Genomic DNA, 24,904 nt, shown 5'->3' with positions numbered 1-24,904 from the left:
TTGACATGACAGAAGGAAATAATTATACTTGAGTTTAACTAAATAACGATTACATATTTACGGTAAAGCCAGAGCGATCTGGTGACACAAAGCTATAGGGACTCTCAGAGTCAGCCAGTTGCATGTAACACGAGTAATGGGCATTGCAGCTGTGCAGTGCCTTTTTTATTACCTTTTGGGAAAAGAGATAGAGGATAAATACATGAGAATAGCAAACTTCAAGATAAACAGAATATTGGCGATGCTCATTATTATAGGACTGATAAGTAGCCTGCCGGGATTAACACTTACCAAAGCCCATGCCAAGAGCGACATACCGGCTTATACAGGAAGTGCATCAGTAGTCCTAAACGGCAATATACCAACCTTCGCAGCATCCGATATCACCACAGTATCATACGAACAGTATGGAGCACTTGATAGCCTTGGAAGATGTACAACAGCTGTAGCATGCATAGGTCAGGACCTCATGCCTACAGAGCCCCGCGGATCAATCGGAACTGTAAAGCCTACAGGTTGGAATCAGAACAAGTACCCAGGACTCGTTGACTCAGATCCGCCATATCTCTACAATAGATGCCATCTTATAGGCTACCAGCTCACAGGCGAGAATGCTAATGAGAACAACCTTGTCACAGGCACAAGGTACATGAACGTTGATGGTATGCTTCCATATGAAAACATGGTTGCGAATTACATAGAATCAACCGGTAATCACGTAATGTACAGGGTTACACCTGTATTTGAAGGCAATAACCTCCTGTGTACAGGAGTTCAGATTGAAAGCTACTCCGTAGAAGATTCAGGACAGGGAATCTGCTTCAACGTATTCTGCTACAACGTACAGCCGGGAGTTAATATCAATTACGCAGACGGCAGCAACAGCGCTATAGACGGATATGTTCTTATACCAAATGATGTGACAGAAGAAGATGTAACCAGAAGCACTACAGACCAGACCACGCAGCAGTATAGCTACGTTGTTAATACAAATACTAAGAAATTCCACTATCCTACATGCAGCAGTGTCAGCGATATGAAGGAAAAGAACAAAATGTATTATGAAGGAACGAGAGATGAGCTTGTAAATCTTGGGTATGATCCTTGTAAGCGGTGCAATCCATGAGAATGAGTAATTAGATGATGATAAAGTGTAAATTAATCAACGCAATTAACTAAAAAATGCTATAATTATATACGGAGGAGCGATAGCTCCTCCATTTTGCATTTACAGATAAACTTACGAGGAAGAACATGACCATAAAAGAAGACGAAGAAAAATACCTCATGATTTTCTGATGTACAAACAATGAGGATTTCATATGATTACAGCAAAAGAAGTATAAGAAATAAATACAAAAGACATTTTGAGTGTAAATAAAAGTTTTCATAAGTATTATTTTATTTTGAATACTTTGCATGGATATTTCATATCTGATAATTACAAAATTGTGGCATCACTCGTATATTATCGAATGAGGAATTAGAGTATGGGCATACTAAGAGATGCAGCTGTCAAAATTGCTAAAGATACGTTTGTATTGTTCGGAACAAGCGCAATTATAGCAGCCAAAGATCAACATGATCGAAAAAAGGAAGAAGAATCTGAAAAAAAGGAGGAGAAGATCAATAAAAGATTTAAATTGACTTCCTTTTTTAGCAAATATAAAAACCATTTATTAGCTATTTGTCATGAGAATGATGAAGATACGAAAACTTATGTGTTCTCAACTGCAGATAATAAGATAGAATTCTTTACAAGCTGCCCAGATAATTTCAATGGAATATTATTTTATGATTATGATGAAAATGTGATTGGTAGCGTGGTACTTGATAATCCTGATAAATCGGGCTTTTTATTTCACAAGAAGTATTCGCGGAATCTTATTTTATATATTGGAAAACGGCAGGTAGGAACAGTGGAGATTGTTATAGTTGGGAAAAGTAAGAGAATAAAGGTTCATTCAGATTTGTGGGATGTATGGCTAAACGCTAGAGATAGTTCCTTTGAGTCAGAGAAAGAGTTTAAGATAAAGCCAATGGATCTTTTTTCGAAGACAGCCTACCAGATTGGATTTAACGATGAAAGTAAAAGTCTATTGCTTGCGTTAACATTCGTTGCAGTCAATGAAGCTAAATGCATTATTAAAGATGTCAGATAGATTTAAACTCTGATACGGAGGGGTAATATGTCATATAGTGCTGATACATACAGGCATCATTTAGATAAGTGCGCATTTGATGCACTAAGTAAATTTCCAAGGTTCGTAAAGCTGTGTGAGGCGTATTCAGCCAATTATACAGAGATAATGGCTAAAATTCAAAATATGTCTGAACTTGTAAGACTTGGTGATAAGCAGATGCCGAAAGTATATAAGCTGCTTCCGCCTATATGCGATAAATTAGGTATTGATATTCCCGAGTTCTATTATATAAAAAGTGGGGATATGAATGCCTATACAGGTGGAACTACAAAGCCTTTTGTGATTGTTACATCAAAGCTAGTTGATGAGCTTAATCCGCAGCAACTATCAAGCATAATAGCCCATGAATGTGGACATATCGCTTGTAAACATAGTCTATATCATTCGATGGCTGAAAATCTTGTTAATGGGGTAGATAACAGCCCACTTAGATTATTTCCTGCTGTGAGAAAGCTGATTACTCCAAATCTTGAAAGAGCATTGCTGTTTTGGGACAGATGTAGTGAATTGTCTGCTGACAGGGCAGCTGTATTATGTGATGGCGGTGATGAGGCTTTAATTGACAGTCTTCTTAAGATTAATGGATACGGAGATGATATCAACAGACATGAGTTTGTTAAGCAGGCGCTTGATCTCAAGGATTTTATTGATGAAACCAAATCTGCTAAGGCTTTTCAGCAGATGTTGGATCAGTGGAATAGCCATCCAAGACTTGCTACCAGAGTATACGAAAGTCATACATGGGCTGAATCTGAAGAATTTTATAAGATTCTTGATGGTTCATATAATATTCCAGAAGAAGAAATTGAAGAAAAGGAAATAGTGGCTGCCAAAATAACTGTTTCAGCTGCTGATACAAACAGTAATGAGGTGCCACTTCCTGAAGGAATAAATCTTGATACAGAGCTGGAAAGGATTAATTACAAGCTGGAAAAGTACAATAATCGTGCAGATGGAACAGACTATGCATTTGCAGTAATTAGTGGTATTTATTCAGGAATTATTGATGCATTGTTTGTGGGGCAGTGTAGTATAACTCCAGAAGGAATTGGATTAAATCATAAGCAGGTCAATGAATTTATTCAAAAATATGCAAAGGCGAGAGGATTTAAAAATGACAGATTAAAAGATGCAATCGTTGATCTGGAGAAGGCTTTTAAGGTTGCACAGGATAATGTATGGAAGGGTGCTGGTATAGGAGTTTCTGCGAGTAATCACCATCTTGCTGATCTTGCACACCATCCTACGCCGCTTGGACTTATGTCCGCTATAATAGTTCAGTTTCTAAGGATAGGAACGTTTGTTAATAAAGAGGGTAAGTGGCATTTTGTTTTAGCAAAGACAGACGTAGGTGATATTGTTGAAATTCTTTCTCCTGCTATTATAACAGGAATACTTAACTGGCTTGTTTCTTTGGCAGAAAAAACATATGAGGAAGAAACAGATCAGGAAGTTCCTAAAGCGCTTCATGGCATTGTTCATGTTGTTGCATCAACGCCTCTGATCATAGAGATTGCTAAGTGTGCAGATAACTGGTTTGGCCATCTTGTTAGTGATATGGGTGGTTCGAAGAATACTGCCGGTGGAGGAATGGGAATACCTGGTATATTTGTTTCCTTGCTATATGAAATATCGGGACTTCCAATTCTTAAAGACTCGGGGCTGCCTGCTTTTGTTAATGATCTTTATGAACATCAGAAACTTGACCTACGACATGAGCTATCTATATACAAGAATCTTGGAAAACAGGTAATACCAGTTGCCTTAAATGAGATTGTTGTAAGATTAGGCTTTTTTATTAATCATCTTGCAACCGAATATGCTGACAATGGAATAGCTAATATCAGATGGAACAGAGTCGTTCCATTTGGAAACAGATCGGTAGATAGAATGATGATGATCGCAAGCATGACTTTTAACATTGCAGACACTGCAGATGCAGCGCTTCATGCCGGAATTGAATCATGTGGTAACTGGGTTCTTTTTGCTGGATCATTTGTTACAAGATACAACTATGTCGGTGCTGGCAGAGCTGCTCTTGCTATAGTCAAAGAGATATCGAACGAGAAGAAAGAGGCAGAGCTTATTCACCTTAAGCTCATTCTTACAGAAGCCAAAACAATTGATGTTATAGATCAGATAAGAATGTATCGAGATGCATTGGAAAAGAGAGTATCAGACTATTTGGCTGAAGATCTTAAAGCATTCCTGACTGGCTTTGATTATATGAATGAGGGATTTAAAACAGGTAATTCTGATCTTGTTATAAAAGGTAATGTGGTAATTCAGCGCGTGTTAGGTCGGGAGATCCAGTTTGCTGATCAAAAGGAATTTGATGAACTGATGGATTCTGATGATTCAATTATCCTATAACATAGTGAGGAAGTGCACATGGAGAAAAATGTTAATAATCTTGATATTGCAAAGAAGTTAGATACCACGATAAATTGCATAGATGATCTGCCGTTTTCAGCTATATCTCCTTTTAATGCTGCAAAGATCATTTATTACATGATGACAGTTGATGGAGAAATAGAAGAAAGAGAAGCAGAGAAGTTCAACCTGATAGGAAAGGAGTTGGATCCTGATTTTGTAAATCGAAGGGACTATATTGTTAAGGCTTGTAAGAAGAATCTTGATAAAGCAGGTGATGGCGAGGACTATTATGAGGTTGTACAAAACGGCGTTGAAGAAGCACTTCTTTCTAAGCAGGTATTTGATAAAGGATATGTTCCTTCGAAAATGCTGGTGTGGGATCTACTTGCACTTGTCTATAGTGACAATTCTTATAATGATTTAGAGAAGAAGCTGATGATATACATAGTAAATAAGTTAAAAATCGCCAAGGATGTTTTTCTTGAAATGGAGAGCAGCTATCTTACAGTCAATGATCTTGAAAGAGAACTGGAATGGATTAAATCCACTAACAGGCCTTATCTGACGATTGATGCACAAGTAAAAGAAATTGAAAGACGGGAGCAGGTTATTTACGAGAGCATAAAAGCGCTCATTCTTCTGTAGGGAGGAAGGTATATGCCATTACCAATACTATTTATAGGAATAGCAGCCGTTGCAGGAAGCTTGGGAGTTGGAAAGACTATTAAGGCAGGGGTGGATTCATATACTGCCAAGGATATAAACAAGAAGGCCAATCAGATTGTTGAGGAGTCGACAGATTATCTTAATTGTCAGCGTTTTGCATGCGGAGATTCTCTAAAACAACTTGGAATTGAAAAGGTATATATCCTGAATAATAGCATGAAAGAGTTTCTGGATACCTTTACAAAGATAAAAAATGTTGACTTTAGAGAGTCTGAGGGCTTGCTTGAGTTAAGTAAGATAAAGCTTGATGAGAAGAACTTTACAGAGCTTAAGCAACTAGTGAATTTTGCAGTATCACTTGCTGGTGGCGGCGTTGCCGGGGCAGCAGGAGGTGCTTTGACTGCATTTGGGGCTTATGGCGCTGCGCAGGCATTAGCATGTGCTTCAACTGGAACTGCGATAGCATCCCTTAGCGGAGCTGCTGCAACCAATGCTACCTTAGCTTTCTTTGGCGGAGGATCTTTAGCTGCTGGGGGCCTGGGAATGGCGGGTGGTGCTGTTGTACTTGGCGGTCTTGTTGCAGGTCCGGCACTTCTTGTTATGGGCTTTGTTGCTGGTGCAGCAGCTAAGAAGAATCTGGATAAGGCTAAAACCAACCGTCTTGAAGCCATACAGCTTGCAGGTCAGCTTGATACTGCTTCTAAACAGTGCGAAGCGATAAGACGCAGGACTTATATGTTTCATAATCTCTTGGCAAGACTTGATTCCTACTTTCTTCCATTTATATACAAAATGGAAGATATAGTTGGTGCTGAAGGAGATGATTATAGCAAGTACTCAGATGAATCAAAGAAATGCATAGCATCGTGCGTGAGCTTGGCTGTATCCATTAAGACAGTTCTGGACACTCAGATACTTACAGACGATGGTATTCTTAGTGATGAATCGTCAGATATTGCAGTTTCTACGGAACGTTTTTTGGAAACGTTTGCGGTTGTGTGATACAGCATATCGAGGAATCATTGCTTTTCTCCTTGTTGAAACATGTAGATTTCTATGAAAAAAATAGGCAAGTATTTGAATGACTCTGATTGCGGTATCGGCGGCAAAGGTAACTGACCTCCTTTTATGGATTTGAAAGAGATTATTTGTATTAGCAACAGTAAAGATATATCACAAATAACTGAGAAGCATGAGTTTTATGAATCAACAGCGTTACTAAAAATTGTAGTATACTTATTATAGTTGCTTTACAGAAAATCTAAGACTGGAGCAATTATATGAACAATTCTGAAGCTACCAAAGAAAACCTCTATGTCATAACCAATCATAAATTCCCCAGCGACAGCTACGGAGAAGATGATTATCTTGGCAACTGGCCGATGCTTTATATCCTGGAAAATGGAGATAAGGTCTATATTGGCGAGTCTACTAATGTTGCGGAGAGAATGAAGCAGCATTATAACAACAAGGAAAAGCGCGAATTTAACAAAGTTCATTTCATATATTCCGGCAGATTCAATCAGTCTGTAACTTTCGATTATGAGTCTAAGCTGATCCAATTTGTTTCTGCTGATGGTAAGTATACTATTACCAACAAAAATGATGGTATTGCTAATAAGAACTATTTCAGCAAGCCTGAATATGACGAGACCTTTGAAGCGTTATGGAATAAATTAAGGTCTTATAATCTTGCTGAGCACACGCTTGAATACATCAAGAACAGCGAGTTCTACAAATATTCTCCTTTTAAAGAACTAAATAAAGATCAAAAGATCCTTGCTGACAATATCATCAGAGAGATAAGAGAAGGTAAGGAGCTACCCATAGTAGTAGAGGGTCGACCAGGCACTGGTAAGACAATTGTCGCAGTTTATCTGATGAAGTATTTAAGGGATTATGAGGATGAGAAGACTCATAGATTCCCTTTCCGTGAAAAGAAGATGGGGCTTGTTATTCCTCAGACATCGCTTAGGGCTACGCTTAAGAGTCTTTTCAAAAAGATAGAAGGACTTGCTGCCAAAGATGTAATAGGTGCATCAGAAGCGGTAAAGGCTGGGGAGTGGGATATCCTTTTTGTAGACGAAGCACAGAAACTTCAGGTAAGGCGTAGTATCGTTGGATATCAGGCTTATGATAATAACAATAAAAAGCTTGGACTCCCAAGTGATGCAACAGAGCTTGACTGGATACTTAAGATCTCTAAGACTCCGGTTTTCTTTTTTGATCCGGATCAGTTATCAGGCCCATCGGGTACAACTATCGAGGTATTTCAGGACAAAGTGAAGATGGAGCTTTCAAGAAGAAGGCGTATGACTGCGTATCTGACACATTTCTTGAGAATGCAGATGCGTGTCAAGGGCGGAGAGGAGTATATCAACTATGTAAATGATATACTTCATAATGTTGATGTTCCAAGGAAGACATTTGACGATTACGATTTTAAGATTTTCACACACTTTGCTGATTTTAATAAAGAGCTCTATGTCAAAGAAAAAGACATGGAACTTTGCAGGATGCTTGCAGGCTATGCGTGGGAGTGGAAGACCAAGAATGACAAGACTGCATATGACATAGAAATCGAAGGTGTCAAAAAGAGGTGGAATCATTGCCTTAATAACTGGATTAATAGCGATGGAGCGCTTGATGAAGTTGGATGTATTCATACAAGTGCAGGATATGACCTTAATTACGCCTTTGTAATTCTCGGGAATGATATTAAATACGATGATGAAAAGGGTAGGATCTATGTAGATAGGTCCAATTATTATGACAAGCGTGGAAAGCAGTCGGCTTCGGATGAGGAACTGGATCTGTATATCAAAAATATATACTATGTTTTGATGACAAGGGGAATCAGGGGGACTTATCTGTATGTATGCGATGAGAAGCTTAGAAACTATTTTATGAAATACGTGGAGGAGTTTTGACAGCTATGGATTTTGAAGAGGTTAAGAAAGAGGTACTGAAATTCACTAAGGACAGGGACTGGGATCAGTTCCATACTCCTGAGAATCTTGCTAAGAGTATTTCAATAGAGGCAGCAGAGCTTCTGGAGTGTTTCCAGTGGAGCCCGGAATATGATAAGAAGGCTGCGACTGAAGAGCTGGCAGATATCATGAATTACTGCATTCTTATGGCGGATAAGATGGGCGTTAATATTGAAGATGCCATTATGGATAAGATTCAGAAGAATGCGGCTAAGTATCCTGTAGAGAAGAGCTATGGGAGTAGTAAGAAGTATACGGAGCTGACTTGATAAGGACTAGGTACCTGCCCGCTTTTTACGGGGCATATACAAGGCTGGGGCATATTGATATGTCACAGGAAGAATTAACTGATTTGCTGGGAAGTAATGATGTTACAGTGATGTTGAAATAATGGAGATATAAATTGTTAGATGAAGGTAGTAGCTTGCCTATACAGGGCGTAAGCATTAATTGGGACAAAATAGATGAAAATAGCTATCTGCGCAGGATAGATGCAATTAAGGATTTAGATTATCTTGCCTTTAGGAAAAACATTACTATATTTGTGGGTGAGAATGGCAGTGGTAAATCTACTATGCTTGAAGCTATTGCAGTAAATTATGGATTTAACCCTGAGGGTGGCACCAGGAACTATAGTTTTTCAACCTATGATTCTCATTCGGAGTTATGTGATGCAATAAGGCTATCCAGAGGATTCAATAAGCCGGGGTGGGGATATTTCCTTAGAGCAGAGAGTTTTTATAATGTGGCATCAGCAGAGGAAGAATATAGTAGACTAGGTGGAGTTCCACAGCACTTCCATGAGCGTTCACATGGTGAAAGCTTTTTACAGCTGGTTCAAACGAATTTTAAAGGGCATGGGCTTTATCTTTTAGACGAGCCGGAGGCTGCATTATCACCGCAGAGACAGCTGACCCTGCTATTAGAGATAGTTAATTGTGCCAAGGAAGATTCTCAGTTTATCATGGTTACACATTCCCCTATTCTTCTTGGAATACCTGGAGCAGAGATATTAAGCTTTGATGATGGGCAGATACATCCTATAGATTATGAGGATACCGATAGTTATCAGGTTACAAAGATGTTTATAGAGAACAGGGAGCAGCTGCTTAACAGATTGTTGAATTAGGGAGACTTATTGTTTTTTTCAAAATGATAGATATGATAATTACAAGAAGCTTTGATTAGGTACCGTGACGCTTAAATAGGGGGGTGAGTAGAATGTTTTTCAAGAAGAAGCCTGAAAAGCTAACCTATGACAAGGAAAATAAAAAGCCGGTTATCAGAGCGAGTATTTGTAATGGTGAAATGGTAGCCGGTTTTCAGGATATTCATACCGGGGCTTTTGAGGAAGTGATGCTTGTAAGAAGCGATGCAGAAATCGCTGATTTTATGCATCAGTATGGGATTACGGAAAAGGTTGAGAAGATTTACTGATGCAATCTGTAATAAGGCATTTTAAAGAACTCAGCACCACAGAGCTTTATAGAGGACAGGGAACAGCTGCTAAGCAGATTGCCTTATTAGGGTTTTGACGAGGGGATTACATGCCATTTCAAATTATCAGGAATGATATTACAAAAGTAAAAGCAGATGCCATTGTTAATACAGCCAATCCAGAAGTTGCTATTGGTGATGGCGTTGATTCTGCCATATATAAGGCAGCAGGAGTAGATAAGCTTTTTGCAGAGCGTCAGAAGATCGGAAGGCTTAACCCTGGCGAAGTAGCTATTACTCCGGCTTTCAATATGGATGCAAAGTTTATCATCCATGCAAGCGGCCTTTGGTGGGAAGGTGGAAGCAGCGGTGAAGCTGAGCTTCTTAGGCAGTGCTATGATAAGTCGCTGCAACTGGCTGTTTCTCATAAGTGCCAGTCTATTGCTTTTCCTCTACTTGCTACTGGTACTTATAGATTCCCTCAAAGACTTGCTATGGAGATAGCTGTAGATTCTTTTACCAGATTCCTTGAAGAGCATGATATAGAGATATTCCTTGTTGTGTTCGGTGACAAGGCGGTGAAGATATCAGGCGACCTTGGAGAGGAAGTCATAAGCTTCATTGATGATGATTATGTAGGCAGTGCTCTTTCTGATGAGTACAGATATGAAGGCCTTCCTGAGGAATTCGATGATTATTCTGATAGAGATCTTGGAAGTTTAGATTCAGAAGAGGCTGATAAGGATCTGGACTATAGTGGTGAGGTTTTTCGGGCTTCATCTGTTAGTGCTCGTCGAGGATTTTCGCCGCGGGAGCTTGACGATTCTTTTGACAAGAAAGTTAAGCCGTTAAAATCCTTGGATGATGTTCTTAAAGGTATATACAAGGATTCTTTTGAGAAGCACTTACAGAAGATGATCAACAAAAAAGGTCTCAAGAATTCGGAGGTATACGCAGCTGCGAATATATCGAAACAGTATTTTTCCAAATTATTAAAAGGACAGGTTAAGCCTTCTAAAGAAAAGGTCTTGGCACTGGCCGTGGGGCTTCGTCTCAATATGGATGAGACTGTGGATCTCCTCAAGCTGGCAGGCTACGCTTTATCGCCTATATCCCAGACAGATGCTGTGGTGGAATATTTCATAGAGCATGAGGACTACAATGTATTAAAAATAGATATTGTACTGTTTGATTACGGCTTAGACCCGCTGTCAAATGGATGATTATAAGGTCGCCTTCGGGTTGACCTTTTTTCTATGGCCAATTGGTATCATATGATCATCAGATAACGAACGCCTCACTGCAGGGAGGTGGTATAGATGCCAGGAGGTAAAGAAATTATGAGTAAAGGATATACAGAGATTATTTATATTTTGGATAGATCAGGTTCTATGGGTGGTCTTGAATCAGATACAATCGGCGGTTTCAATTCCATGATGGAGCAGCAGAAGAAGACTGGGGAGAAGGCTGTTGTTTCGACAGTGCTTTTTGATGATGTATGTGAAGTAATCCATGACAGAGTTCCTATTGAAAAGGTTGAGAAGATGACGGACAAGCAGTACTACGTTAGGGGCTGTACAGCTCTTCTTGATGCAGTGGGCGGCGCTATTCATCATATCGGTAACGTGCACAAATATGCCAGGGAAGAGGACAGGCCGGAGAAGACTATCGTAGTTATCACTACGGACGGTATGGAGAATGCAAGCTGCAAGTATTCCCGTGACAAGATAGAGAAGATGGTTAAGCGTCAGCAAAAGAAATACGGCTGGGAGTTCATCTTCATCGGTGCCAATATTGACGCATATGCAGAGGCTCAGAAGTATGGTATTCGCAGGGACAGGGCTGTTAACTATGTGTGTGATGATATAGGTACAGCCAATGTGTACGCAGGTGTTTCTAAGGCAGTTTGCTCAGTAATGATGGCTGATAGTTTGTGTGAGGTTGAAGGCTGTCTTGATAATAGTGATTGGGACGAGGAGATAAACGCAGATTATCAGAGACGTGGCAATGGCAGAAAGGCAAGGAGGTAATAGCGATGGCAGTAAAAGGTGCAGTGCTTGGAGATATCCTTGGTTCTCAGTACGAATTTGACAGGCAATTGGATCTTGATTGGAAGAATGTGCCGCTTATTAGCGGTCTTCCAATGGGATTCACAGATGATACAGTTATGACGCTGGCTATTAAGAAGGCTATTGTAGAAGGACTAGACCTGACTGATACTATGGTCAGGATAGGCAGAAGGTATCCTGATTGCGGCTATGGTGGCAGAGGAGTTCTATGGAGGATTCGGGGAATTGGATGCTGAGGGGATATTGAATGAGTATCTTGATGATGAATTGATGGAGATTTTGATAGCATAGGTATTTTTTTGATATATCAGGATATGGTGATATAATAAGCGCTGTCAATAATTAAGAGATGACAACTGGCATCCGGTAAACAAATTGTTGACCGAATGCCCGTTTTATTATATTCTTAAGTTGTAAAAACAGAGAGATTTTATAGGGTCAAAATGGAGGATGCACCATGTATGCAACAGATTTTGCGCAGGTTGGCGCCAATATATTGGATAAAATAGAAAGAAAAGGCATGACTCAACAAAGTCTTGCAGATGCACTTGGTATTTCCAAGCAGGTTATGAATAAAATAATTAAGGGCAGTAAGGCTATCAACGTAAATGAACTCGCAAAGATAGCGTCAGTAATAGGAACTACAACTGACGAGTTACTTACTGTATCAGGAGAGCCAGTGTCCGCAGATAGTATGAGTTTCATGGGATCGGTAACTGACGAGGAGACATTAGAGAAGATAGAACTGATGAGATCAGCTATTGATGAGATTCATATGTTGGAGGAATTACTCCATGCGTAAATCTTTGAATGATTTTGAAATAGAAGAAGTTAAAAAACAAGCCAGAGAAAAACTCGGTATTTGCAGAAAATCAGGTGACGTTATTGGGACACAGATTTTCTCTATACTAAGTATTTATGCCAGAGTAATATATTATCCACTTGGGAAAACTGCGCCATGGGGATTTACAAGGATAAGCGGGTGCAGGGATGATGCTTCTTTAGAAAAACCATTTGTTGCGATCAATACGTCGATTCCGGTTGACTGCCAGGTCTTTGCAGCTGCGCATGAACTGTATCATATCTGGTATGAGCAGAAACCGGACATTTTGCCATCAGATCTGCTTGATGAAGACGGCAAGGAAGCTGATGAGAAGAAGGCGAATAGATTTGCTGCAGAATTTCTTGTGGATGAAGTTATGCTCAGGCAGGAAATAAACATCTATGGAATAAGAACTTTTGATATAAAAGAAGTTCTACAGTTAGCACAGCTGTTTGTAGTGCCATATAGAGCTATGGCAAAGAGACTTTACGAGATTTCAGTAATCGATGAAAGGGAAATGGATGATTTATTGTCTGTTTCCGAGGCTGAGGTTGATCAGTACAGAAAGAGGTATGCTATTTTTGTTCCTAACATGGAAAACAGAATCTTTATAGACAACCTTGCGGAACTCTCGGTTTCTGCATTCGAAAAAGGTCTCATTACTTATGAAAAACTGGAATATCAGTTGTCTATCTGCGGATTAAGACCAGAAGATATAGGTATTGTAAAGCAGAGCATAGGCTAAAGTACCGTGTTGTGTTAACAGAAGAAGTGATGCTTGTAAGAAGCGATGCAGAAATCGCTGATTTTATGCATCAGTATGGGATTACGGAAAAAGTTGAGAAGATTTACTGATGGAATTTGTAATAAAGCATTTTAAAGAACTCAGCATCACGGAACTTTATGAGATATTAAAAACCAGAGCTGAGATTTTTGTAGTAGAGCAGGACTGTGTATATCAGGATCTAGACGATAGTGACCAGGATGCGATCCATGTTTTTGGTTGGAATGATTCCGGCAGAGTTGCAGGGTGTCTCAGAGTATTTTGGAAAGATCATGATGAAGCGGAGATTCTTCCAATATAAGCATTTAACGTGTGCGAAATTGATGTAATGTCAAAAACGCACACGTTAAAACGCTAGAAGTTTTTACCTTTTCTCATGAAGTCCACAAGATTAATGTGTTCTATACCATTGCGCTTCTGAAGGAGCGAATCTACAGTGGCAACATATTTAGGGTAATTGTCTTTTATAGATTCAAGAGGTTTGTATTCGCGATCTTCTGTATCTTTGGACAGTGCTATTGTATAAGCAACCTGTACATAGGAATAACGCATCTCATTGTCCCTTAGGATAAAGTCGCATTCCAGTTTCCCAATCCTTCCGACACTTACAGAATAGTCGTGGGATCTTGCGTATATATATATGATGTTTTCAAGGACGGGACCGAAATTTATCCTATTATCGGTGTTTTGGACATAATAAAACCCGGTGTCGGACAGGTAGTATTTTTTCTCTCCGCTTAAGGATTTTTTCGATTTCATGTCGAACCTTGGACATTCATATAGGATCTTAGCATCCAGTAAGGCTTTGATATATCGTGCTATTGTTGCCTCACTGATTGGGGTCCCGGTTTTCTCAATTGCTTTCTTAAGACTTTTCAGGCTTGTTGTTGCACCGAAATTATTAATGATATATTTTTGAACAGTTTCAAAAGTGCTCTTATTGCGGATTTTCAATCTTCTTCTGATGTCTTTTTCAAAGATCTCATCGATAACGCTTTGTACATATCTACGTTTTGCAGCCATATTATCAAGAAGGATCGTTCTGGGAAATCCGCCTTCCAATATGTAATTCTGTAACTCTTCCTGACGATCCGGTGCGATCTCTTTTCCGTAGAACTTTTTAATGTCTTCATATTCCTCGAAAGAGAGTGGGAACATTTCAAATTCGATATATCTTCCGGTGAGTTTTGTCATAAGCTCACCACTTAAAAGATATGAATTTGAGCCGGTAATGAAGATTGACCATTCGTTAGTTCCGCGAAATCCATTTAGGACAGTCTCAAACCCTTTTACATTCTGTACTTCATCGATAAAAAGATACTTTGTACCGTTTATTGCAGAAACCGATTCGATCAATTGTTCCAGCTGTTCCGGCTTCAGGATCTTGTTGTAGTCTTTGCTGTCGAGATCAAAATAAATAATATTCTCCGCCGGAATTCCGGATTCCTTAAGTTCGTAAGCAATCGTCTCCATGAGACAGGATTTTCCGCATCTTCTGACTCCAGTGATCACTTTGATAATGTCAGTCGTATGATAAAAGTCGCGGATCTTTTTCAAGTAGTTTTCTCGAGGGTACCAATCCATATCATTATTCCTTTCGAAGGTGTTTTCATTCATATGTTATCAAAGCTAAGCATCAGAATCAAGTTTAACGTTTGCGATATTGTAAAAATATCAAAAACGCTAACGTTAAAATCAACAAGTATGGTCACGCCATACTTTTATTAATCCACCGTTTTACAGCGACTACGGAATACATATTAAAGTGGGCAAAAACTTTTTTGCCAATTACAACTGCACTATCATCGATGTGGCAACAGCCTGATTAAAAAATATATGTATACATCACTTGTAACGCACAACTCATACTCGACAAAATTCAAAGATCTTTGATTTTTGTCGAGTATGAGTTGTGAATTTATGTCTATAATGATATAATGTAATCGACAAAAATCAAAGATTATTGCAAAAGTGAGGTTATATATGGAGTATTCTAGAAATCTTTATTTAAATCGATTAATAGAGCGAAAGCAGAACGGACTTATAAAGGTCATAACAGGAGCCAGAAGAGCAGGTAAATCGTATCTGCTAAATGAGCTTTATTATAAGTATCTATTGAACTCGGGAGTTCCAAGTACTAATATTATTCGCTTTGCCTTTGATTCCGACGAAGACATAGATTTACTCGATGCATACATTCCAGAAGAGTCTACTAAAATTGGACAAAAACCAGATATGCTTTTTGTTAATGCAAAGAAGTTTAGAGCATATATAAAAGACAAAACCAATGATAAAGATAATTTCTATCTTTTACTAGATGAAGTTCAATTGCTTGATAATTTTGTTGGAACCCTTAATGGCCTATTAAGACATACCAATTACGATATTTATGTTACTGGCTCTAACTCTAAGTTCTTGTCATCAGATATTGCAACTGAATTTAAGGGAAGAGGGACAGTAGTACATGTATTACCATTGGCCTTTTCAGAATACATGCAAGGAACAGAATTGTCTCCGGAAAGGGCTTGGAGAGAGTACGTTGTAACAGGTGGAATTCCTCTTGTTGCACAAATGCGAAGTGAGGAAGAAAAATATACTTATCTTAAAAACCTTTGTGAAGAAACATACTTAAAAGATATTATTACTCACAACAGAATTAAGAAAAAAGTAGAGCTTGGTGATACGTTCAACATTCTAGCCTCTATGATTGGTAGCCCAGTTAATATAAAGAAGATAACAGATACATTTAAAACAAACTTAGATAAAGGTATTACTAAGGACACTATCATTGATTATATTGATTATTTTCAGGATGCCTTTGTCGTTTCAAAAGCAAATAAATATAATATCAAAGGTCGAAAATATATCGGGTCTCCATTCAAATTATATTTTGAAGATGTGGGTGTAAGAAACGCCAGATTAAACTTCAGACAGATTGAAGAAACTCATATTATGGAGAATATTCTGTATAATGAGTTGCGATATAGAGGTTTTAATGTTGATGTTGGAGAGGTAACTATCAATGAAAAAACTGATCGTATAGATGTAAATGGTAAGCCAATATATGCAAAGAAAGCGCTAGAAGTTGATTTTATAGCAACAAAAGGAGATCAGAAGTTTTACATTCAATCTGCTTTATCGATGGAGTCAGAAGAGAAGCAGACGCAAGAGAAAAAGAGTCTATACTATATAGATGATTCATTTAAGAAAATAGTAGTTGCTAAGACTGGCCTCAATCCTACATATGACGATGAGGGTGTATTAACAATAGATTTGTTTGATTTTCTGTTAGACGAAAAAGTTTTGGAGAGCTAGTGTGCTGACTCGTTCATATTTAATCAAATAATTAGTTTTTTGTTACAAAAGGGAGAGCAGCATGAGCAGAAACATGCTTTCTAATAACTGTTGCGACATCCTTTGATATCGAAGTTATCTCATCATCGATATCTTCTTTTACAGGGAACCAGTTCTGATCTGGTATAGTAAAATCATATGCCTTTAAGAAGTCTTCCGATGGGAGCTTTCCAGTTATTAGCTTGGTAAGTACCATTGAAACAAGGAAGTCGCCGATTGCAGATGCATGCTCCCCATCGCGGTAGTACAGGTCTGCGCCCAAGGAATCCTGAAGCTCCTTCATTGCAGAGCTCCAAACTTCTCCAATTGGAGCAAGTAATGCACCTTGATCCTTTGCAAGGCTCTGATATCTTCGATTCATTTCAGCCTGGTTCTCAGGCTTTACTTTCTCTGCCCAGGTTTCAAATATGACAGGAACAGTATTAGCTTTTTTGCACAGTTCAATGATCCTTGCAGCGTAGGCTATTGTATCTGCTTCGTCAGTCATCGGATGTGCCTGCTCCTGAATTATACAGTAGTCATATTTTCCATGAAGAATGTTGAACCTCTCAGAAAAGTATTCTTCGCCCATATGCCATTTTAAAGATCTGGCAGAATATGCCAGCATTACTACTTCACACTTTTCGCCGGTTGCGTTTTCGATCATCTCGCTTACGAGCTGCGGCATATCATTCATATATGTATGGCTGTTACCAATAAAAAGAATTCTCATGTGATTATCCTTTCTTATGTTCACATCCAGCGGATCATCTTTTTTGATTGTTCAAAGCCAAGCTTTTTTGCAATTCTATGGATGCGGTATTATCATTTACTAAAAAAATATTTTTTGTTAAAAAACGATATCAGTTATTATACCCGGGAATCATGCGTCTTACAATCGAGATTGATTGTAAACGAATAGCTATTTTCTATATTATAATGATATAGGTGTGACACCATATAAGGATCGGATTGTTTAGTGAGATTCTTAGAGTGGGAATTTGGTTTTCATGAAGATGCCATGAACGAGACAGAAAAGGAAAAAGTTATATGATAAAGAAAATTATACTGATAGTAATAGTAATCCTGTTGGCAATTATATTCTGGTTCGAAGTTCCTGTTACCGAGCACATAACAGTCAGCGGAAATGATAAGATTGATACTCCCATCAGGATTGCGCTTATAACAGATCTTCATTCCTGCTATTATGGCAGGAATCAGTCGCAGCTTATCAAGATGATAGATGATGAGAATGTGGACATTATTCTGATGTCCGGTGATATCTTCGATGACAAGTTTAGCGAAAAGAACGCAAGGCTCTTCATAGAAGGCGTCTGCGACAGATATCCGTGCTTTTATGTTACAGGCAATCATGAGTTTTGGAGCGGCAGGCAGGATGAGATAAAAGAGTACCTTGAAGCGCATAATGTAACGGCTTTGGAGGGAGAGTATTCTGCCATCGAGGTTAATGGTAATACCATTGTGATAGCAGGAGTTGATGATCCAACATACATGACTATGGATGATTGGACCAGGCAGCTAAAAGAAGCGGATTGCGGTGAGGAATACCAAGATTGTTACAAGATTTTATTGTCTCACAGACCTGAACTTGTAGATGTATACGCAGGCTATGATTATGACCTTGTAGTATGCGGACATGCTCATGGAGGACAGTGGAGGATCCCTTTTACAGGAGTAGGCGTTGTTGCTCCAAATCAGGGGCGTTTTCCAAAATATGTTGACGGCTTATATGAGCTTTCAAATGGTACAGATATGGTTGTAAGCAGAGGCCTTTGCCGCGAAAGAATGCCATACCCAAGATTTTTCAATCATCCAGAAGTCGTAATAATAGACGTTGAGTGAACCGATTGTAGCCGAATCAGTAGATGAGCAGAACTGCAATGGCGATAGGTTGTAAAAAGCATTCATGTCATATAGAATTATGGCAAGGATGCTTTTTCGTGCATATAATTTAGAATGGCAGGAGACAATATCATGTATTGATTATAGAAGAATGAATTGCAATATGAATTTGAATGGAGGAAGCTACGTTGATCAAAGATTATATTACTAAAGTTGAAGCAGGCAAGTGCAGCGCAAAGGAGATCAAACTTATCGCGATCTGTCTGGTTCTTATTGGAATTATTATTGGAATGATCCTTTCACCTGCAAGGGTGTTTACATTCGGAAGCTTTAATGGAAACACAGGAAGCCTCACCACTCCTGATCTTAAGAAAAAGAAGAAAAGTACAGATCAAGAAGTTGAAGGATAATTAACGGATTAGATAATGTCTTTAACTACAGGAAAAAATTTATTCGTGTATTATAACAATTGCCCTATCAGGACATGATATGATAGGGACCGGTATAGCCAAAAAAGAAGATGACCTAATTGCAATACTTGATATAGCTACGCTTTTTGGATAAAGAAAAAATCCTGTTGAGATAAGGCTTATAGCAAATCTCAACAGGATAATCTAAAATAATTGGTTTGAACAAACGCTGGTATAAATCTAAACAATTGTCTTGAACAAACACTAAAGAAAATATCACATATTTACATTGAACAGATTTCTAAGTTCATTGACAATATCTTCTGAATCAGCATCTATACAGACAGCTTCATTGATCTCTGAAAGGCTATTTAATTGAGCTTTGTCTGAATCGCTCATCTCATAACCGATTGTATATACAGATATTCCAAGTCCGCCTACGATAGGAGTGATACGGTTTAAGCTGTATCCGGCATTCTGCGCACCATCTGACAATACAAACAGCATACAGTTAGCATCAGGAACATCTTTCTTGGCATCAAGGAGCATCTGGAGTCCTACAAGAACTGCATCGTAGGTAGCAGTCTGACCGCCTACATTAAGATCTTTGACCGCGCCGCTGAAATATGCTCTTTGAGTATTATCGAATTTGGCAACCGGAAGATTTATATATACATCATCACTATAACTTACAAGTCCTACATAGTTACTGGAATCAATATACTGCATCGTATTAAGAAGTGAATCCTTAAGTGAATTGATACGAGTACCATTCATAGAGCCTGATATATCAGTGACAAATACTGCGATTGTGGGTCTTGATCCGTTCTTGTTGGTCTTCCATACTTTCTGTGCAGAGAGATAATCAGAACCTGTCATACCATAATCTTCAGATACGTAATCATCATCAAGATTGAAACCTCTGTCAGTAGCCATCTTCTGAGCTTCATCAGTAAGACAATAATCTATGAACATCTTAGCAGCTTCAAGTCTGTCACCTTCTGTCCAGCTGAAGGCATAGGCAGGATGGTCGTGGCGTACACCTGCAGGAGTATATACGTAGTTTTTAAGGTCAGCTGTGTTGATATAGGTCTGCTTCTCCATAACCATGGCATTGATGATACCTTTTTCTGCAGAAGCCTTGAGTATAGAAGTAGTATATGCTGCAGTTGGCGCATTGTTCTGATATTCTACAAGCTTGGATACTGCATTTTCTGAAAGAGGATCAGAAGGATCAAAAGAGTGAAGCATGGAGCACAGGATGTTCATACCTGTAGCAGATGTATATGGATTAGTATAAGCGAATACAAGATCACCTTCGATGGCTGCTTGAAGTATGCCGTCTACAGTTACTTCGCCGTGTTTTTCTGAATATGTATCATATACATCTTTGGACAAAAGGATACCTGCGGTATTACCTGCAAGTCTTTCAGCAAGGAGAGTGGTGTTGACACCGCTTGCACTAAGCATATCTCCCCACATGTAGTTAGAAGGTATGTATACATCTGGCTTGTAGCCGCCTTCTGTTATGTAAGTAAGAGTCTCACCTGAAGAGATCTTCCTTATAGAGACGCTTACACTCTGGCCATTGATAGTATAGCCTTCCTTGTTGAAGTTCTGACCTACAGCTACCAGCCATTCATCCGGATAACTGCTACCGGAGAACTCTGAAGGTGCAGCGATTTCGATGTTAATGCTTCCGCTGCCTGTCAGCATCATCTCAAAGGTATCAATATCTGCCAGTGAATCAGCTACTGATGCTTCTGACATATCTACGTCAAGTCTTGGTGATACAGTAGTAGGTTTGATATCCTTTACAAAAGTGTCAAGCTCCGAAACAGCATCATCATAGCTTAGTGCATTGTCCAGAGTTGAGTTTCCGGTCTTGACGCCGGAACAGGCTGTAAGTGATACAGCCAGGGCAAGTGAGATTACCCCATTGATTACTTTTTTCATAAGTAACTCCTCCCATTTTTTAATTATATGAATGCTTTAGGGACATTCCTATAGCATCAGCATATCCTTGGATCATTGTAACTGCATCTGTGTCTTCATTCTGCTCATTGGTATATCTTGCCATCTGCAGAAGGAACTCTTTGGAATTGTTCATAAGCTCTTTGTTATTATCAAGGATTATCTGTGATTCAGAGCTGAACTCATCGCCTGACTCCAGCGCTACATACAGATTGACTATGCTCCTGCAGTTGTGATATACAGCGGATTTAACGCTTCCCATGATCTCTTTCATATTAGTGAACTCAGACATATCGTTGAATTCGAACAGCTTTTCATTTCTCTCTACATATTCATCTATCTGATCCATATCATGTAAGAGAGTAGTTCCTGTGGGAACAAAGCCGCTTTCTTCATTCATTAGATCTCTAATAAGACCGCGTACATCTTCTTTTTTCTTGCGGATCTCTTCCTGTCTGGCAGCTTCCTCGGCAGCGAGCTTTTTGAGCCTTGCGCTTTCTTTGGCACGATATCTGATGATCATTGATATACATACAGCTGCGCTTATGATACTAATGGCAAGGCATATGATCGACAGTGCTTTGAAGACTGTTATGCCTGCGTTTATAATGATCTTTGATCTATAATAAAAAACAGCTATTGTAGCAGCTAGAGCTGCGATCATAATGACAGCCTTTTTAATAATATTTACTTTTTTCATACTCTGTAACCATCCCCTTTTTTGATAATATATAATAGATTGGCGACATCAACAGCTTCCTTCTGTTTCTGAGCAAGCATTAGCTTTTGCTTTACAACTTCGCCATTATCGATCTGTGAATCCATGATATTAATATAATTCTGGATAGTTGCCATATACTGCTGTATCTGCACGAGACTTATCCGTTCAGAATCAGATACTACTTCTCCGATACTTTTTTTATTTTCAATATATGAATTAAGTCCCGCGAAATCCACGGAAGCCTCTTCGTAGAGCTTTTTATAAGAACTTATTCCTGCCCTTAGAAAAAGAAGATATGCATCCATTCCCTTAATAGCTGGTCCTATCTCGGTTGCAGAAGGCGTGACTATAAGTTTCTGCCTTGCCTGGAGTTTTGATATACGCTCCGGATACTCTGCAATCTTTCGTTGTAAAGTTTTTATTTGTAATAATTCCATGATATAACTCACTTTTATAATTATTATAAAATGAAGGCCCTTGCTTATCAGCCGCTAAAATACTGTTTTAAAAGCCTGTAATGCGTATAAAAAGATATTTTATAATGTAAATAACTATTTTTGATGATGTAATTAAAATCATCGATAAAAAGTATGATCAAATATAAATGATCCGTTACACCAGGGGCACCTGTTATATATTGATAGCGCTGTCAGAATTCATAGCCCTCAACTACTATTTGGATCTGGTAGTAATAAGTTCTTTTATCCTGGTAATCATTAATGGTTTTTTCAGAGTCTCTATAGCGTCCTGTTATATCAATACTTGTTAGAATATTAGTATCTGCATCAAAAGTATATCTGACATCATCAATATAGTTGCTGTCTATCTTTTTACTAAAAGCATTTACGAATGGTCTGTAATAATCAAAACCATATGCGGGGTCTTGAGTCAGTACTACTGTAGTATTTGTGCTTTTGGATCGATCTATGTATAGCGAGCACTGATCAAGATCAGGCAGTAGCAGATTCATAAGATCTATATCAGGAATAGGGCTCCAACTATTTCCAAAGGTTCCAGAAGAATTGGCTTTTCCATTATTTACGTTTTGTACCAAAGTGTATCCGTAGCGCTCAGATTTGTCATATGGTTTGAAATCAAAAAATTTAGATGTTATGGAAGTGTCTTTCTGATCATATGCATCATCTATTACAAGTGTATTATGATAATCCCTGGTTCCGGCGTATTGCCTTGTAAAAGAAATATTTATATCTTCAGTAGCTGTATAATTATCCATGCCCTTACTGTCAGGAGACATTGTAGGAGTCCAAAAGGTACAATCTATATTACAGCTCCCTGTTCCTGAGACAGATAAATTAGTGGCATAAAAGAGATTTTCTTTGGTGACATCAAACAGATGTGCAATTTTTTCGGCGTTAGGATCAGGCCCCTTTTTAAGGCACCCGCATAACATGGTCATAGATAGAACCATAGTCATAATAAAAGCTACAAATTTTTTTCTCTTAAGCATAAAAAATATCCCACATAATAAAACTTTTCCCTGGTGACAAAAATTGGCGTCATCAGCTTAAAATTATAGCATATTTTTAATGATTCTCCGGGATTTTTTTAGACATATATCTGACAAGTTTTTTGTGAAAAACCAAATAGCAAGCATTATAATAAAAACCCAAAATGTCGATATAGAATTAGGTATTCTCTTTTGCCCGCGATATGAAGTTAATGAATCTTCTTTTTAAGTTATGATAGGTTAAAAGGAGCTCTGATGGATAAAAAAGATGTAGCAAGCAGCATAGATAATGGTATAGGCCAGTTTACTGCTGAAGCTAGTGATATAGTTGATGAATATACGCCTTTATTTGACGTAGATGATTACCCTAAGGCGCAGCGTGAACTCATAATTGAATGTAATAGAAGAATTGATGAAGCAAATAATAAATGTCGAATCGCCAGATACAGAGAGGATGTGTTTGCTAAAGGGTTAAAGGCAGGTATGTACTTCTGTACTTTTGACCGGGAAGAGAACCTTATCAGTTTTGAATTCAATGATGAGACCAGACAGATGCTAGGCTATGACGGACTAGACGATCTTCCTAATGAATTTGACAGCTGGGTCAAGACTCTTGTTCCGGAAGAAAGGGATGGCATAGTTAAGCTGTTTTGGGATTCGATAAAGTGCCATCGTGATCTGCCGGACATCACTCATGCTACATATCGTATGCAGAAGAAAGACGGCAGCATCATATGGGTCACAGGAGCAGGAAGATATATAAGACGCGTAGATGACGGCTCACTGGAGATCTACATGGGATGCTATCGAGATATTACAGCTCAGAGAGATCTGAAGGAGTATCTTAAGATAGTTGAGGCTATAGGTAAGGTCTTTAATTTCTCTATGTTCATAGATGTTAGAGATATGAGCTACCGCATGATAAGTACCAATGAATATGTTGAGATGGCAGATAAAGATCCTGATGCTTTAGTATTTCTAAAAAATAATGTTAAGGCGACAGTTGCAGAAAGCTTCCAGCAAAGCTTATATGACTGGTTTGACAAAACCAAGATCCTTGCAGCAATCGAGGAACATGGATCGACAAGCATGGAATTCTACAGTGAAGGAGCAAATCGCTGGTTCAATGGTGTCTTCATGGTGGGTGACAGAAATGAAGACGGTAGCCTTGCGCATATAGTCTACGGCTGTATGGATACTACGGATACTAAATTGCAGAGCCTGGCTCAGCAGAAAAAGATATCTGAGTTTGAGGCAGAAGTCTATGTCGATTCTCTCTCTAAGATCCGCAACAGAAGGTTCCTTGATGATAAGCTTAAATTCGTGCCTTGCAAGGCGGTAGTTATGGCAGATATCGATCTGTTCAAGAATGTCAATGACACAGCCGGCCACCAGGGCGGAGATGAAGCTATACAAAAAGTGGCCAAGCTTCTCGAACACTCTGTCAGAAAAGATGATGTTGTCATACGCTACGGCGGTGATGAGTTCATGATAGTTTTTTTCGATATAACAAGAGCAGATCTTGAAAGCAAACTTGCAAACCTTAAATCGGCACTTAAGGATATAAAGATTGATAACAGCCCGGAAGTTCGTATAACCATGAGTTTTGGCGCAGCCTACGGAACAGAACTTGTAATAAACACGTCAGCTACTTGCAACTGTGCAACATGGACAGTTGCAGGTAGCTGGCTTATTTTGTATAAAGGTAAGTTATAGCGGTTTATGTAATCAGAGCTATATTACCTGTGTCAAATGTGCGATTGTTTCAGGATTCTACTGTATTGTA

25 protein-coding genes and 1 riboswitch are annotated in these 24,904 nt (G+C 38.7%); of the genes, 19 read left to right on the top strand and 6 right to left on the bottom strand.

Annotated features, from left to right (window positions below; all coding sequences use genetic code 11):
• Positions 1 to 51 precede the first annotated feature (51 nt).
• A riboswitch (cyclic di-GMP riboswitch) is annotated at positions 52 to 126 on the top strand.
• A 76-nt stretch (positions 127 to 202) separates the two neighbouring features.
• From I7804_RS15410 to I7804_RS15340, 15 genes are all read left to right on the top strand, one after another.
• Positions 203 to 1,126: a DNA/RNA non-specific endonuclease gene (locus I7804_RS15410; protein WP_248404093.1), complete on the top strand. Its 924-nt coding sequence runs from the start codon at positions 203 to 205 to the stop codon at positions 1,124 to 1,126.
• Positions 1,127 to 1,490: 364 nt separating this feature from the next.
• Positions 1,491 to 2,162: a hypothetical protein gene (locus I7804_RS15405; RefSeq protein WP_248404092.1), complete on the top strand. Its 672-nt coding sequence runs from the start codon at positions 1,491 to 1,493 to the stop codon at positions 2,160 to 2,162.
• Positions 2,163 to 2,189: 27 nt separating this feature from the next.
• Positions 2,190 to 4,577 (top strand): M48 family metallopeptidase, encoded by a 2,388-nt coding sequence (locus I7804_RS15400; RefSeq protein WP_248404091.1) that lies wholly within the window; start codon positions 2,190 to 2,192, stop codon positions 4,575 to 4,577.
• Positions 4,578 to 4,595: 18 nt separating this feature from the next.
• Complete coding sequence (locus I7804_RS15395) at positions 4,596 to 5,225, top strand: hypothetical protein (RefSeq protein WP_248404090.1); 630 nt, start codon at positions 4,596 to 4,598, stop codon at positions 5,223 to 5,225.
• A 12-nt stretch (positions 5,226 to 5,237) separates the two neighbouring features.
• The gene (locus I7804_RS15390; RefSeq protein ID WP_248404089.1) at positions 5,238 to 6,248 is read left to right on the top strand and encodes a hypothetical protein; all 1,011 of its coding nucleotides are present in this window, start codon (positions 5,238 to 5,240) and stop codon (positions 6,246 to 6,248) included.
• 278 nt (positions 6,249 to 6,526) lie between these two features.
• Positions 6,527 to 8,176 carry a DUF2075 domain-containing protein gene (locus I7804_RS15385; protein WP_248404088.1) on the top strand — a complete coding sequence of 550 codons (1,650 nt, stop codon included), beginning with the start codon at positions 6,527 to 6,529 and terminating at the stop codon, positions 8,174 to 8,176.
• 5 nt (positions 8,177 to 8,181) lie between these two features.
• Positions 8,182 to 8,505 carry a nucleotide pyrophosphohydrolase gene (locus tag I7804_RS15380; RefSeq protein ID WP_248404087.1) on the top strand — a complete coding sequence of 108 codons (324 nt, stop codon included), beginning with the start codon at positions 8,182 to 8,184 and terminating at the stop codon, positions 8,503 to 8,505.
• A gap of 134 nt (positions 8,506 to 8,639) precedes the next feature.
• A complete protein-coding gene (locus I7804_RS15375) occupies positions 8,640 to 9,365 on the top strand; it encodes an AAA family ATPase (RefSeq protein WP_027207664.1) in 726 nt (241 codons plus the stop codon).
• A 92-nt stretch (positions 9,366 to 9,457) separates the two neighbouring features.
• Positions 9,458 to 9,673 (top strand): aspartate dehydrogenase, encoded by a 216-nt coding sequence (locus I7804_RS15370; RefSeq protein ID WP_248404086.1) that lies wholly within the window; start codon positions 9,458 to 9,460, stop codon positions 9,671 to 9,673.
• A 110-nt stretch (positions 9,674 to 9,783) separates the two neighbouring features.
• Positions 9,784 to 10,896 (top strand): macro domain-containing protein, encoded by a 1,113-nt coding sequence (locus I7804_RS15365; RefSeq protein ID WP_248404085.1) that lies wholly within the window; start codon positions 9,784 to 9,786, stop codon positions 10,894 to 10,896.
• A 117-nt stretch (positions 10,897 to 11,013) separates the two neighbouring features.
• Positions 11,014 to 11,703 carry a vWA domain-containing protein gene (locus I7804_RS15360; RefSeq protein ID WP_248404084.1) on the top strand — a complete coding sequence of 230 codons (690 nt, stop codon included), beginning with the start codon at positions 11,014 to 11,016 and terminating at the stop codon, positions 11,701 to 11,703.
• A gap of 5 nt (positions 11,704 to 11,708) precedes the next feature.
• Entirely contained in the window at positions 11,709 to 11,978 is a 270-nt protein-coding gene (locus tag I7804_RS15355) for an ADP-ribosylglycohydrolase family protein (RefSeq protein WP_248404083.1), read from the top strand.
• A gap of 221 nt (positions 11,979 to 12,199) precedes the next feature.
• Positions 12,200 to 12,544 carry a helix-turn-helix domain-containing protein gene (locus I7804_RS15350; protein ID WP_248404082.1) on the top strand — a complete coding sequence of 115 codons (345 nt, stop codon included), beginning with the start codon at positions 12,200 to 12,202 and terminating at the stop codon, positions 12,542 to 12,544.
• Positions 12,537 to 13,310: an ImmA/IrrE family metallo-endopeptidase gene (locus tag I7804_RS15345; RefSeq protein ID WP_248404081.1), complete on the top strand. Its 774-nt coding sequence runs from the start codon at positions 12,537 to 12,539 to the stop codon at positions 13,308 to 13,310. The genes I7804_RS15350 and I7804_RS15345 overlap by 8 nt, the downstream gene beginning before the upstream one ends.
• A 109-nt stretch (positions 13,311 to 13,419) precedes the next feature.
• A complete protein-coding gene (locus tag I7804_RS15340; RefSeq protein ID WP_248404080.1) occupies positions 13,420 to 13,650 on the top strand; it encodes a GNAT family N-acetyltransferase in 231 nt (76 codons plus the stop codon).
• 53 nt (positions 13,651 to 13,703) lie between these two features.
• Here the strand turns inward: I7804_RS15340 and I7804_RS15335 are convergent, their stop codons facing one another.
• Positions 13,704 to 14,966, bottom strand: coding sequence for an ATP-binding protein (locus tag I7804_RS15335; protein ID WP_242829123.1), 1,263 nt, complete (start codon positions 14,964 to 14,966; stop codon positions 13,704 to 13,706).
• Positions 14,967 to 15,332: 366 nt separating this feature from the next.
• On the opposite strand from I7804_RS15335, the gene I7804_RS15325 reads away from it, so the two are divergent.
• A complete protein-coding gene (locus I7804_RS15325) occupies positions 15,333 to 16,664 on the top strand; it encodes an ATP-binding protein (protein ID WP_248404079.1) in 1,332 nt (443 codons plus the stop codon).
• Positions 16,665 to 16,695: 31 nt separating this feature from the next.
• Here the strand turns inward: I7804_RS15325 and I7804_RS15320 are convergent, their stop codons facing one another.
• A complete protein-coding gene (locus I7804_RS15320; protein ID WP_248404078.1) occupies positions 16,696 to 17,415 on the bottom strand; it encodes an SGNH/GDSL hydrolase family protein in 720 nt (239 codons plus the stop codon).
• Between the two features lie 317 nt (positions 17,416 to 17,732).
• Here I7804_RS15320 and I7804_RS15315 point away from each other — a divergent pair, with 317 nt between their 5' ends.
• Both I7804_RS15315 and I7804_RS15310 read left to right on the top strand, forming a co-directional pair.
• Positions 17,733 to 18,545, top strand: coding sequence for a metallophosphoesterase (locus tag I7804_RS15315; RefSeq protein ID WP_248404077.1), 813 nt, complete (start codon positions 17,733 to 17,735; stop codon positions 18,543 to 18,545).
• A gap of 188 nt (positions 18,546 to 18,733) precedes the next feature.
• Complete coding sequence (locus I7804_RS15310) at positions 18,734 to 18,955, top strand: hypothetical protein (protein WP_248404076.1); 222 nt, start codon at positions 18,734 to 18,736, stop codon at positions 18,953 to 18,955.
• Between the two features lie 276 nt (positions 18,956 to 19,231).
• On the opposite strand, the gene I7804_RS15305 is transcribed toward I7804_RS15310, so the two are convergent.
• The 4 genes from I7804_RS15305 to I7804_RS15290 all read right to left on the bottom strand — a co-directional run bounded on the left by I7804_RS15305 (position 19,232) and on the right by I7804_RS15290 (position 23,118).
• The gene (locus I7804_RS15305) at positions 19,232 to 20,911 is read right to left on the bottom strand and encodes a vWA domain-containing protein (protein WP_248404075.1); all 1,680 of its coding nucleotides are present in this window, start codon (positions 20,909 to 20,911) and stop codon (positions 19,232 to 19,234) included.
• A gap of 19 nt (positions 20,912 to 20,930) precedes the next feature.
• Positions 20,931 to 21,629, bottom strand: coding sequence for a hypothetical protein (locus I7804_RS15300; protein ID WP_022753087.1), 699 nt, complete (start codon positions 21,627 to 21,629; stop codon positions 20,931 to 20,933).
• Positions 21,626 to 22,087: a hypothetical protein gene (locus I7804_RS15295; RefSeq protein WP_110073023.1), complete on the bottom strand. Its 462-nt coding sequence runs from the start codon at positions 22,085 to 22,087 to the stop codon at positions 21,626 to 21,628. Before I7804_RS15295 ends, I7804_RS15300 begins: the two co-directional genes overlap by 4 nt.
• Before the next feature lie 212 nt (positions 22,088 to 22,299).
• Positions 22,300 to 23,118 (bottom strand): hypothetical protein, encoded by an 819-nt coding sequence (locus I7804_RS15290; RefSeq protein ID WP_248404074.1) that lies wholly within the window; start codon positions 23,116 to 23,118, stop codon positions 22,300 to 22,302.
• A gap of 255 nt (positions 23,119 to 23,373) precedes the next feature.
• Here I7804_RS15290 and I7804_RS15285 point away from each other — a divergent pair, with 255 nt between their 5' ends.
• Positions 23,374 to 24,834: a sensor domain-containing diguanylate cyclase gene (locus tag I7804_RS15285; RefSeq protein ID WP_248404073.1), complete on the top strand. Its 1,461-nt coding sequence runs from the start codon at positions 23,374 to 23,376 to the stop codon at positions 24,832 to 24,834.
• Positions 24,835 to 24,904: the final 70 nt, after the last annotated feature.

It is taken from the genome of Butyrivibrio fibrisolvens, assembly GCF_023206215.1.
In the GTDB taxonomy this organism is placed as follows: Bacteria; Bacillota; Clostridia; order Lachnospirales; family Lachnospiraceae; genus Butyrivibrio; species Butyrivibrio fibrisolvens_C.
Note: the sequence above shows the minus strand (reverse complement) of the source record. Positions and strands in the feature narration are given on the sequence as shown.